This window comes from Escherichia sp. E14V7, assembly GCF_004212225.1.
Classification (GTDB): Bacteria; Pseudomonadota; Gammaproteobacteria; order Enterobacterales; family Enterobacteriaceae; genus Escherichia.
The window spans coordinates 95,722-108,432 of record NZ_RHJJ01000011.1 but is presented as its reverse complement, the minus strand read 5'-3'; the positions used below and the strand labels follow the sequence as shown (position 1 = coordinate 108,432).

At 52.0% G+C, this 12,711-nt stretch carries 9 protein-coding genes; 8 read left to right on the top strand and 1 reads right to left on the bottom strand.

The genetic code is table 11. The features are described from left to right. The first annotated feature begins 9 nt into the window (after positions 1-9). The 6 genes from D9741_RS13540 to gudD all read left to right on the top strand — a co-directional run bounded on the left by D9741_RS13540 (position 10) and on the right by gudD (position 6,077). Positions 10-339: a YqcC family protein gene (locus D9741_RS13540; protein WP_130207692.1), complete on the top strand. Its 330-nt coding sequence runs from the start codon at positions 10-12 to the stop codon at positions 337-339. Then, a complete protein-coding gene (gene truC, locus D9741_RS13535; protein WP_130214547.1) occupies positions 339-1,121 on the top strand; it encodes a tRNA pseudouridine(65) synthase TruC in 783 nt (260 codons plus the stop codon). The genes D9741_RS13540 and truC overlap by 1 nt, the downstream gene beginning before the upstream one ends. Before the next feature lie 17 nt (positions 1,122-1,138). Further along, positions 1,139-1,588 (top strand): flavodoxin, encoded by a 450-nt coding sequence (locus tag D9741_RS13530; RefSeq protein WP_130214545.1) that lies wholly within the window; start codon positions 1,139-1,141, stop codon positions 1,586-1,588. Between the two features lie 433 nt (positions 1,589-2,021). Next, positions 2,022-3,374, top strand: coding sequence for a galactarate/glucarate/glycerate transporter GudP (gene gudP, locus D9741_RS13525; protein WP_000097082.1), 1,353 nt, complete (start codon positions 2,022-2,024; stop codon positions 3,372-3,374). 1 nt (position 3,375) lies between these two features. Continuing rightward, entirely contained in the window at positions 3,376-4,716 is a 1,341-nt protein-coding gene (locus tag D9741_RS13520; protein WP_130214543.1) for an enolase C-terminal domain-like protein, read from the top strand. Between the two features lie 20 nt (positions 4,717-4,736). Beyond that, the gene (gene gudD / locus D9741_RS13515) at positions 4,737-6,077 is read left to right on the top strand and encodes a glucarate dehydratase (protein WP_130214541.1); all 1,341 of its coding nucleotides are present in this window, start codon (positions 4,737-4,739) and stop codon (positions 6,075-6,077) included. A gap of 231 nt (positions 6,078-6,308) precedes the next feature. On the opposite strand, the gene barA is transcribed toward gudD, so the two are convergent. Continuing rightward, positions 6,309-9,065 (bottom strand): two-component sensor histidine kinase BarA, encoded by a 2,757-nt coding sequence (barA, locus tag D9741_RS13510; protein WP_130207684.1) that lies wholly within the window; start codon positions 9,063-9,065, stop codon positions 6,309-6,311. Positions 9,066-9,121: 56 nt separating this feature from the next. On the opposite strand from barA, the gene rlmD reads away from it, so the two are divergent. Continuing rightward, positions 9,122-10,423 (top strand): 23S rRNA (uracil(1939)-C(5))-methyltransferase RlmD, encoded by a 1,302-nt coding sequence (gene rlmD, locus D9741_RS13505; protein ID WP_130214539.1) that lies wholly within the window; start codon positions 9,122-9,124, stop codon positions 10,421-10,423. A 47-nt stretch (positions 10,424-10,470) separates the two neighbouring features. Further along, positions 10,471-12,705 (top strand): GTP diphosphokinase, encoded by a 2,235-nt coding sequence (gene relA / locus D9741_RS13500; protein WP_130214537.1) that lies wholly within the window; start codon positions 10,471-10,473, stop codon positions 12,703-12,705. Positions 12,706-12,711: the final 6 nt, after the last annotated feature.

The following is a 12,711-nucleotide window of genomic DNA, read 5'->3' as shown; positions in this document are numbered from 1 at the left end:
GGTTGTTTTATGACCACTCATGACCGCGTTCGTCTTCAGTTGCAGGCACTTGAAACATTACTGCGTGAACATCAGCACTGGCGGAGCGATGAACCGCAGCCGCATCAATTTAACAGTACCCAACCTTTCTTTATGGATACGATGGAGCCACTGGAGTGGTTGCAATGGGTACTGATCCCACGAATGCACGATCTCTTAGATAATAATCAGCCATTGCCAGGGGCTTTCGCCGTGGCGCCGTATTATGAAATGGCGCTGGCGACGGACCACCCCCAGCGCGCGCTTATTCTGGCGGAGCTGGAAAAACTGGATGCGCTTTTTGCGGATGATACAAACTGATGCTGGAAATACTCTACCAGGATGAATGGCTGGTTGCGGTTAACAAACCGTCTGGCTGGCTGGTTCACCGCAGCTGGCTGGATCGCGACGAAAAAGTGGTGGTCATGCAAACCGTACGTGACCAGATTGGTCAGCACGTGTTTACCGCGCATCGGCTGGACCGACCGACTTCCGGCGTATTGCTGATGGGATTATCCAGCGAGGCCGGACGGCTGTTAGCGCAACAGTTTGAACAGCACCAAATCCAGAAACGTTACCATGCGATTGTGCGTGGCTGGCTGATGGAAGAAGCGGTGCTGGATTATCCGCTGGTGGAAGAACTGGATAAAATCGCCGATAAGTATGCCCGCGAAGATAAAGGCCCGCAGCCAGCAGTGACGCATTATCGCGGTCTGGCGACGGTTGAAATGCCAGTCGCGACCGGGCGTTACCCGACGACACGCTACGGTCTGGTGGAACTGGAGCCGAAAACCGGACGCAAACATCAGCTTCGTCGCCATCTCGCCCATTTGCGCCATCCGATTATTGGCGACAGCAAACATGGCGATTTGCGCCAGAATCGCAGCGCGGCTGAACATTTTGGCCTCCAGCGGTTAATGTTGCACGCCAGTAAGTTGTCATTGACGCACCCTTTTACTGGCGAGCCGCTGACTATCCACGCTGGTCTGGACGACACCTGGATGCAGGCATTATCACAATTTGGCTGGCGCGGTCTGCTTCCTGAAAATGAAAGGGTTGAGTTCAGCGCGCCATCGGGTCAGGATGATGAGATAAGTTCCTAATCCAGGGAGAAAACGGTATGGCGGAAATTGGTATTTTTGTGGGCACTATGTACGGTAATGCGCTGTTAGTCGCCGAAGAAGCGGAAGCGATTCTGACCGCGCAGGGCCACAAAGCAACGGTGTTTGAAGACCCAGAATTAAGCGACTGGCTACCTTATCAGGACAAGTATGTTCTGGTAGTTACGTCCACCACCGGGCAGGGCGACCTTCCTGATAGCATTGTGCCACTCTTTCTGGGCATAAAGGATAACCTTGGTTTCCAGCCGAACCTGCGTTACGGCGTGATTGCGCTCGGCGACAGCAGTTATGTGAATTTCTGCAACGGCGGCAAACAGTTCGATGCCTTGTTACAGGAACAGAGCGCGCAGCGAATAGGGGAAATGCTGCTGATTGATGCCAGTGAAAACCCGGAACCGGAAACGGAATCAAATCCGTGGGTCGAACATTGGGGCACGCTGTTGTCCTGATATGTTGAGCGAGCGGTAAATGCCGTTTTAGCGGTGCTGAATCGAATCTTTTCAGGCAAATGCCAGTAAAAACTGCTTCATAGCGCGGATTTTTACTGGCGTTTGCCTGGAGTCAAGCGATCTATTTCATACTCTTCTTTATTTCTCCGATTTAACCCTTCCTTTCTTGTTCTTGTTTTCATTTCCGTGAAGTGGATTCCACCGTCCAGGGCTAATGCCAAAATCGAGCCTCATTGAACGCATTAATGTTGTGTTGTTGCACGGTGAGCCGCTATGGCGCGCTTTTTATACTGCTATTGCCAGATATAAACACGCGCCGCATTCGGCGAACGACCTATAAAAACGGCAAAAACACCCTACGTCACCTCTGATTTCCTGGCGATGTCGCAGTCCAGAGTGAGCGTGGCTAACGCGAATTTTCAGGAGTGCAACAATGAGTTCTTTAAGTCAGGCTGCGAGCAGTGTGGAAAAACGCACGAATGCTCGTTACTGGATAGTGGTGATGCTGTTTATCGTCACATCTTTCAACTACGGCGATCGCGCTACGCTCTCGATCGCCGGTTCGGAAATGGCCAAAGATATCGGCCTTGATCCAGTGGGTATGGGCTATGTGTTCTCTGCTTTCTCATGGGCTTATGTTATTGGGCAGATCCCTGGCGGCTGGTTGCTGGATCGCTTTGGTTCAAAACGCGTCTACTTCTGGTCAATCTTTATCTGGTCGATGTTTACCTTGCTGCAAGGTTTCGTCGATATCTTTAGTGGATTCGGCATTATCGTTGCCCTGTTTACGCTGCGCTTCCTGGTCGGGCTTGCCGAAGCACCTTCTTTTCCCGGCAACAGCCGAATCGTGGCAGCCTGGTTCCCGGCGCAGGAAAGGGGAACGGCGGTGTCGATTTTTAATTCCGCCCAATATTTCGCAACGGTGATCTTCGCGCCGATTATGGGCTGGCTGACGCATGAAGTGGGCTGGTCACACGTCTTCTTCTTTATGGGCGGTCTGGGGATTGTCATCAGCTTTATCTGGTTGAAAGTCATCCACGAGCCAAATCAACATCCGGGGGTAAATCAGAAAGAGCTGGAGTACATCGCCGCGGGTGGCGCGCTGATCAATATGGATCAGCAAAACACCAAAGTTAAAGTGCCGTTCAGCGTGAAGTGGGGGCAGATCAAACAGCTGCTCGGGTCACGGATGATGATCGGCGTTTATATCGGTCAGTACTGTATCAACGCCCTGACTTACTTTTTCATTACCTGGTTTCCGGTTTATCTGGTGCAGGCGCGTGGGATGTCGATTCTGAAAGCGGGCTTTGTGGCTTCCGTTCCGGCGGTTTGTGGTTTTATCGGTGGTGTGCTGGGTGGGATTATTTCCGACTGGCTGATGCGCCGCACGGGATCGCTGAACATTGCGCGTAAAACACCGATCGTAATGGGCATGTTGCTGTCGATGGTGATGGTGTTCTGCAACTACGTCAACGTTGAGTGGATGATCATCGGCTTTATGGCGCTGGCCTTCTTCGGTAAGGGCATCGGGGCGCTGGGTTGGGCAGTAATGGCAGATACCGCGCCAAAAGAGATCAGCGGTCTTTCCGGTGGCCTGTTCAACATGTTCGGTAACATTTCTGGCATCGTCACGCCAATCGCAATTGGTTATATCGTTGGCACGACTGGCTCCTTTAATGGGGCGCTGATTTATGTTGGTGTTCATGCCTTAATCGCGGTACTGAGCTACCTGGTGCTGGTGGGCGATATCAAGCGTATCGAGCTGAAACCTGTCGCGGGGCAATAAGATGACGACACAATCCAGTCCTGTTATTACTGATATGAAAGTCATTCCGGTCGCCGGACATGACAGCATGTTGCTCAATATTGGTGGTGCACACAACGCATATTTCACCCGCAATATTGTGATTCTCACCGATAACGCCGGGCATACCGGCATTGGTGAAGCGCCGGGCGGAGATGTGATTTATCAAACGCTTGTCGATGCTATTCCGATGGTTCTGGGCCAGGAAGTCGCGCGACTGAATAAAGTGGTCCAGCAGGTGCATAAAGGTAATCAGGCCGCCGATTTTGATACCTTCGGCAAAGGTGCCTGGACCTTTGAATTGCGCGTTAACGCCGTGGCGGCGCTGGAAGCCGCTTTGCTCGACCTGTTAGGTAAGGCGCTGAATGTTCCGGTCTGTGAACTGCTTGGCCCAGGCAAGCAACGCGATGCTATTACCGTCCTCGGTTATCTGTTTTATATCGGTGATCGGACTAAAACCGATCTTGCTTATCTGGACAATACGCCGGGCAACCATGAGTGGTATCAGTTGCGGCATCAGAAAGCGATGAACAGCGAAGCCGTTGTACGTCTGGCGGAAGCCTCACAGGATCGCTATGGCTTTAAAGATTTCAAACTTAAGGGCGGGGTGTTACCTGGCGAGCAAGAAATCGACACTGTTCGTGCATTGAAGAAAAGCTTCCCGGATGCGCGGATTACCGTTGATCCCAACGGTGCCTGGCTACTTGATGAAGCCATTTCTCTATGCAAAGGGCTGAATGATGTTCTTACCTATGCCGAAGATCCATGCGGCGCAGAACAGGGTTTCTCCGGTCGCGAAGTGATGGCGGAGTTTCGGCGGGCGACCGGCTTGCCCGTCGCGACCAATATGATCGCCACCAACTGGCGCGAAATGGGTCATGCGGTGATGCTCAATGCGGTAGATATTCCACTTGCCGATCCGCACTTCTGGACGCTTTCTGGAGCAGTCCGCGTGGCGCAGCTTTGCGACGACTGGGGGCTGACCTGGGGCTGTCATTCCAACAACCACTTCGATATCTCTCTGGCGATGTTTACCCATGTGGGCGCGGCGGCACCGGGTAATCCCACCGCTATCGATACCCACTGGATTTGGCAGGAGGGCGATTGTCGCCTGACCAAAAATCCGCTGGAGATTAAAAACGGAAAAATTGCCGTTCCTGATGCGCCCGGCCTGGGCGTGGAACTGGACTGGGAACAGGTACAAAAGGCACATGAGGCCTATAAACGTCTGCCTGGCGGTGCGCGTAACGACGCAGGCCCGATGCAGTACCTGATCCCCGGCTGGACCTTTGACCGTAAACGTCCCGTTTTCGGCCGTCATTGATTCTGAAAAAGGACATAAATATGAATTCTCAATTTACGACGCCTGTTGTTACTGAAATGCAAGTCATCCCGGTGGCGGGTCATGACAGTATGCTGATGAATCTGAGTGGCGCACACGCACCGTTCTTCACGCGTAATATTGTGATCATCAAAGATAATTCTGGTCACACCGGCGTAGGGGAAATTCCCGGCGGCGAGAAAATCCGTAAAACGCTGGAAGATGCGATTCCGCTGGTGGTAGGTAAAACGCTGGGTGAATACAAAAACGTTCTGACGCTGGTGCGTAATACTTTTGCCGATCGTGATTCTGGCGGGCGTGGTTTACAGACTTTTGATCTGCGTACCACTATCCACGTGGTAACCGGGATCGAAGCGGCAATGCTGGATCTGCTTGGGCAACACCTTGGGGTTAACGTGGCATCCCTGCTGGGCGATGGTCAACAGCGTAGCGAAGTCGAAATGCTCGGTTATCTGTTCTTTGTCGGCAATCGCAAAGCCACACCGTTACCGTATCAAAGCCAGCCGGATGACAAATGCGACTGGTATCGTCTTCGTCACGAAGAAGCGATGACGCCGGATGCGGTGGTGCGCCTGGCGGAAGCGGCGTATGAAAAATATGGCTTCAACGATTTCAAACTGAAAGGCGGTGTACTGGCCGGGGAAGAAGAAGCCGAATCTATTGTGGCACTGGCGCAACGCTTCCCGCAGGCGCGTATTACGCTCGATCCTAACGGTGCCTGGTCGCTGAACGAAGCGATTAAAATTGGTAAATACCTGAAAGGTTCGCTGGCTTATGCAGAAGATCCGTGTGGTGCGGAGCAAGGTTTCTCCGGGCGTGAAGTGATGGCAGAGTTCCGTCGCGCAACTGGCCTGCCGACTGCAACCAATATGATAGCCACCGACTGGCGGCAGATGGGCCATACGCTCTCGTTACAATCCGTTGATATCCCGCTGGCGGATCCGCATTTCTGGACGATGCAGGGTTCGGTACGTGTGGCGCAAATGTGCCATGAATTTGGCCTGACCTGGGGTTCACACTCTAACAACCACTTCGATATTTCCCTGGCGATGTTTACCCATGTTGCCGCTGCTGCACCGGGTAAAATTACTGCTATTGATACGCACTGGATCTGGCAGGAAGGTAATCAGCGCCTGACCAAAGAGCCTTTTGAGATCAAAGGCGGTCTGGTACAAGTGCCAGAAAAACCGGGGCTGGGTGTAGAAATCGATATGGATCAAGTGATGAAAGCCCATGAGCTGTATCAGAAATACGGGCTTGGCGCGCGTGATGATGCGATGGGGATGCAGTACCTGATTCCTGGCTGGACGTTCGATAACAAGCGTCCGTGCATGGTGCGTTAAGACAGAAAACCAAAACCGGCTCTATCTGGAGCCGGTTTGAGACTGATGCCAAACGCAAAATTGCCTGTTGCGCTACGTATCAGGTCTACATCATTTTTTAATTCATTGAATTTAATTGGTTTTGTAGGCCGGATAAGGCGTTAACGCCGCATCCGGCATAAACACAGGCACTTTGTCACCAATCTGAAACCAGCTTCATAAAAAGCCGATTGCTACTCGACAAGACGTCCATTACCCAAGAATTTTACTGGCTTCGCGTGCCACATTATCCATCTCGTCCAACAATTCCAGTAGCTCCGGCTCCAAATCTTCTTCTTTAGTACCGCTTCGTAGCTGTTGTTCGATAAGTTGACAGAGATTCTTCATTCGCGGCACACCGCTATAGCCGCAACTGCCATGCAGTTTATGAATCAAATCAACCAGGCCTTCCGGATTTTCCCCAACCAGTTGTTCCTCAACTTTGTTGCGAACTTCTGGCAGGAAATCGAGCAACATTTGCAGCATATCGCGCGCCAGATCGGTTTTGCCAGCGGCCTGGCGTAGCGCCAGTTGCCAGTCCAGAGTCGCATTCTGGTTCACCACAATTTCGTTCACTTCTGGCGTCACAACGCGGGAAGAAATGCCGCTGCCGGGTTTGTAGCGCAGCAGCAAATTATGCAATCGTTCTTCTTCTATCGGTTTCGCCAGATAATCGCTCATCCCCGCGCCAAGTAATTTCTCTTTTTGCCCAGCCATCGCATGTGCAGTCACCGCGATGACTGGCGTTTGTTGCTGGTGCGGAAGCTGGTGGATAAGTTCGCATGCACGAATGCCGTCCATGTCCGGCATTTGAATATCCATTAAGATTAAATCGAACGGCATCTGTTTTGCTCGTTCAACCGCCTGATGTCCGCTATCGCACAACTCCACATGCTGAACCATGTCTTCCAGCAATGCGCCGATAAGTTTCAGGTTTGCTGGGTTATCATCAACAGCCATAACCGTCATTACCAGCTTACTTTCGTCGGTGACAGGCAACAGCGTATTTTGTGTTTGATGACAAAACTCGGTCAGTACAGGCAACAGACGTGTAGGCGTCAGGGGTTTCAGCAGACACGCGCCGATACCATCTTGCTTGAGCTTTTCGGCATTGACCTGTGCATGGCACGGAAGGGCGAGCATCAGAAAATCGGTCATCGACACCGCTTTCGCTAACCGCTCATGTTGCATCGTTAGCGGTTCGCGGAAAGTCACCGCAATCCCTAACAACATCATGTCGTAATGCGCGGGAGGGAGGGCCGAGAAGCTTGGGCTGTAGACCACCTCAAGCGGTGTTTCGCTTAAAATATCCAGCGTGCACTGCGCGGCTGCCGAGTTCGGTTCGACATAAGCCAGGCGTTTGCCGGTGAGGCACTGGGTGGATGGTCCTTCAATAATAATATTCGGGTTCAGATCGAGATTAATATGGAACCAGAAGGTTGAGCCACGATTCGGCTGGCTATGGAACGAGATATCTCCGCCCATCTCATTAACCAGTTTTTGCGTAATTACCAGCCCCAGCCCGGTGCCGCCATGACGGCGTGAAATACTGGCATCTGCCTGCCTGAAGGCCTGGAACAGGCGCGATTGATCGCGTTCAGGAATACCAATACCGGTATCGCGGATCTGCACTTCAATCTGAACTTTGGTATTACTCAGCGCTCGTTTTTCCACCAGAATATCGATGTTGCCATTCTCGGTGAATTTAATCGCATTCCCCACCAGGTTAGTGATGATTTGCTGTAAACGCAGCGGATCGCCTATCACGTTATCTGGCACGTCGCTCTTAATATTGAGCGTCAATTCCAGCCCTTTATCGTGAGAAGAATGCGCCAGAAGAGTAACCACTTCATCCAGCGTGCTGCGCAGCGGGAACGGAATACTTTCCAGGATCAGCTTGCCCGCTTCCAGTTTCGAGAAGTCGAGAACATCATTAATAATTGCCAGCAAATTATTTGCCGAGCGTTCAATCGTGTTCAGGTGATCGCGTTGCGTTGGCGTTAATTCTGTTTTCAGCGTCAGGCGGGTAAAGCCAATAACTCCATTCAGCGGTGTACGCAGCTCATGTGACATATTCGCCAGAAACTCGGACTTAATACGCGCCGCTTCCTGGGCGCGCTTTTTCGCCAGGTCCAACTCAACGTTCTGAATTTCCATCTGCTCCAGCGTTTCACGCAGATCAGACGTCGCCTGGTCGATATTGTGCTGCATCTCTTCGTGATAAGCCGCCAGAGACATTGCCATCGAGTTAATGCCGTTTTTCAGCATATCCAACTCGCCGAGCATAAATCCTTCCACCCGGCTGTCGAGTTGTCCTCGGCGGATGCGGTCGACAGTATTCACCATGTTGCGAATCGGGCCGGTTACATCGCGCATGAGTCGCCAGCCAAAAATAAGCGCAATACCAATACAAAACAGCATCATCACGCTGGAAATAAAAATCTCTTTATATTGCTGTAAGCGCACCGATTTAAGGTCCAGCTCAAGGGCAATATACCCCAGCATATTCTGACTATTTTTGGCATCGCTAATGGGCGATTCGTCGGGAGAATAACTCTCGGAGATAATCGGCGTACGCAAAATCATAATATCGCCATCACGTGTGACAGTGAGCTGGCGCGGAAATGGCACGTTACTACCGAGCTGCATTGCTGAAGGGTCGAGATGAAAATTGGAGGTGACAAAGAGTCGGTTATTTTCATCGTAAACTGAAATGGCGCGAACAATATCAGAATGGCGACGATGCAAAACGCTTATCAACTGACCGATAGATTCGCGATTTTGCAGGCTCATGCCATATTCAGTAGAAACTGCAAGCGGCTCAATAATGCTGGCACCGGCATCTTCCAGTTGACGCTGCAAGTCGTTATAGCGATGCACGACGAAAAAGATACTGAGCAATAAACCAATAAGGACGGTCGGCGCCAGGATCAGAATCATCATGCGTGCGCGCAGGCTGTAGTTGGTCATGGAGTTCCGTTATGGGACAATTAAGGTCACACTGTTAAATTGAGAAAGTCTCGCCAATGGCGCAATTCTACTCTGCAAAACGACGCGTGACGACGCGTCAGATCATAACCGTTTCAGTCAACGACCTCGACTCTTTTGGTCAGGGCGTGGCACGACATAACGGAAAAGCGTTATTTATCCCCGGGCTATTGCCGCAGGAAGACGCGGAAGTTACTGTTACTGAAGATAAAAAACAGTATTCCCGCGCTAAAGTCGTGCGCAGGCTAAGCGACAGCCCGGAACGCGAAACGCCACGCTGCCCTCATTTTGGCGTATGCGGCGGCTGTCAGCAACAACACGCCAGCATCGAACTACAGCAGCGAAGCAAAAGTGCGGCGCTCGCCCGGTTAATGAAGCATGACGTCTCTGAAGTGATCGCCGATGTTCCCTGGGGATACCGTCGCCGCGCGCGCTTAAGCCTGAACTATCAGCCGAAAAAACAACAATTACAGATGGGATTTCGCAAAGCGGGTTCCAGTGACATTGTCGATGTTAAGCAATGCCCCATTTTAGCGCCCCAACTTGAAGCATTGCTGCCCAAAGTCAGGGCATGCCTGGGCAGCTTACAAGCCATGCGCCATCTTGGTCACGTTGAACTGGTGCAGGCAACCAGCGGCACGCTGATGATTTTACGCCATACCGCACCGCTAAGTTCGGCTGATCGTGAAAAACTGGAACGCTTTTCGCATTCTGAAGGCCTGGATCTGTTTCTCGCCCCCGATAGTGAGATACTCGAAACCGTCTCTGGCGAGATGCCCTGGTATGACTCAAACGGATTGCGTTTAACTTTTAGCCCGCGTGATTTTATTCAGGTCAACGCGGGTGTGAACCAGAAAATGGTGGCGCGCGCGCTGGAGTGGTTGGATGTGCAGGCTGAAGACAGCGTGCTTGATCTATTCTGCGGTATGGGCAATTTCACACTGCCATTAGCGACACGAGCGGCTAGCGTGGTAGGGGTAGAAGGTGTTGCTGCGCTGGTGGAGAAAGGTCAGGAAAATGCGCGACTTAATGGTTTACAAAATGTGACGTTTTATCATGAAAATCTTGAAGATGATGTCACAAAGCAGCCGTGGGCTAAAAACGGCTTTGACAAAGTGTTGCTGGACCCGGCGCGAGCAGGTGCTGCTGGCGTCATGCAGCAAATTATAAAACTGGAACCCATTCGTATAGTTTATGTATCCTGTAACCCTGCGACGCTGGCTCGGGATAGCGAGGCGTTATTAAAAGCAGGATATACCATTGCGCGACTGGCGATGCTGGATATGTTCCCACACACGGGGCATCTGGAATCGATGGTGCTTTTTTCGCGCGTTAAATAGTTACGATTTGCTGATTTCGGCAGGTCAGGTCCCTAAAGGAGAGGACAATGGTTGCGGTAAGAAGTGCACATATCAATAAGGCTGGTGAATTTGATCCGGACAAATGGATCGCAAGTCTGGGGATTGCCAGCCAGAAGTCGTGTGAGTGCTTAGCCGAAACCTGGGCGTATTGTCTGCAGCAGACGCAGGGGCATCCGGATGCCAGTTTGCTGTTGTGGCGTGGTGTCGAGATGGTGGAGATCCTCTCGATATTAAGTATGGACATTGACACGCTGCGGGCGGCGCTACTGTTCCCTCTGGCCGATGCCAACGTAGTCAGCGAAGACGTACTGCGCGAGAGCGTCGGTAAGTCGGTCGTTAATCTTATTCACGGTGTGCGCGATATGGCGGCAATCCGCCAGCTTAAAGCCACACACACCGATTCTGTTTCCTCCGAGCAGGTCGATAATGTTCGCCGGATGTTGCTGGCGATGGTCGATGACTTCCGTTGCGTGGTCATCAAACTGGCGGAGCGAATTGCCCATCTGCGCGAAGTGAAAGACGCGCCAGAAGATGAACGCGTACTTGCAGCAAAAGAGTGCACCAATATCTACGCGCCGCTGGCGAACCGTCTCGGGATCGGGCAACTGAAATGGGAACTGGAAGATTACTGCTTCCGTTATCTCCACCCGACCGAATACAAGCGCATCGCCAAATTGCTGCATGAACGCCGTCTCGACCGCGAACACTATATCGAAGAGTTTGTCGGTCATCTGCGCGCTGAGATGAAAGCTGAAGGCGTTAAAGCTGAAGTGTATGGTCGTCCGAAACACATCTACAGCATCTGGCGCAAAATGCAGAAAAAGAACCTCGCCTTCGATGAGCTGTTTGATGTCCGTGCAGTACGTATTGTTGCCGAGCGTTTACAAGACTGCTACGCCGCGCTGGGGATAGTGCACACTCACTATCGCCACTTGCCGGATGAATTTGATGATTACGTCGCAAATCCGAAACCAAACGGCTATCAGTCTATTCATACTGTGGTACTGGGGCCGGGTGGCAAAACCGTTGAGATCCAAATCCGCACCAAACAGATGCATGAAGATGCAGAGCTGGGTGTCGCTGCGCACTGGAAATACAAAGAAGGTGCGGCTGCTGGCGGGGCGCGTTCGGGACATGAAGACCGGATTGCCTGGCTGCGTAAACTGATTGCGTGGCAGGAAGAGATGGCTGATTCCGGCGAAATGCTCGACGAAGTACGCAGCCAGGTGTTTGACGACCGGGTATACGTCTTTACGCCGAAAGGTGATGTCGTTGATTTGCCTGCGGGATCAACGCCGCTGGACTTCGCTTATCACATCCACAGCGATGTCGGACACCGCTGCATCGGGGCAAAAATTGGCGGGCGGATTGTGCCATTCACCTACCAGTTACAGATGGGTGACCAGATTGAAATTATCACCCAGAAACAGCCCAATCCCAGCCGTGACTGGTTAAACCCAAACCTCGGTTACGTCACAACCAGCCGTGGGCGTTCGAAAATTCATGCCTGGTTCCGTAAACAGGATCGTGACAAAAACATTCTGGCTGGACGACAAATCCTTGATGACGAGCTGGAACATCTTGGGATCAGCCTGAAAGAAGCAGAAAAACACCTGCTGCCGCGTTACAACTTCAATGATGTCGACGAGTTGCTGGCGGCGATTGGTGGCGGGGATATCCGTCTCAATCAGATGGTGAATTTCCTGCAATCGCAATTTAATAAGCCGAGTGCCGAAGAGCAGGACGCCGCCGCGCTGAAGCAACTTCAGCAAAAAAGCTACACGCCGCAAAACCGCAGTAAAGATAACGGTCGCGTGGTGGTTGAGGGTGTCGGTAACCTGATGCACCACATCGCACGCTGCTGCCAGCCGATTCCTGGAGATGAGATTGTCGGCTTCATAACCCAGGGGCGCGGTATTTCAGTACACCGCGCCGATTGCGAACAACTGGCGGAACTGCGCTCCCATGCGCCAGAACGCATTGTTGATGCTGTATGGGGCGAGAGCTACTCCGCCGGATATTCGCTGGTGGTCCGCGTGCTGGCTAATGATCGTAGTGGGTTGTTACGTGATATCACGACCATTCTCGCCAATGAGAAAGTGAACGTGCTTGGCGTTGCCAGCCGTAGCGACACCAAACAGCAACTGGCAACCATCGACATGACCATTGAGATTTATAACCTGCAGGTGCTGGGCCGCGTGCTGGGTAAACTCAACCAGGTGCCGGATGTTATCGACGCGCGTCGACTGCACGGGAGTTAGTCTTAC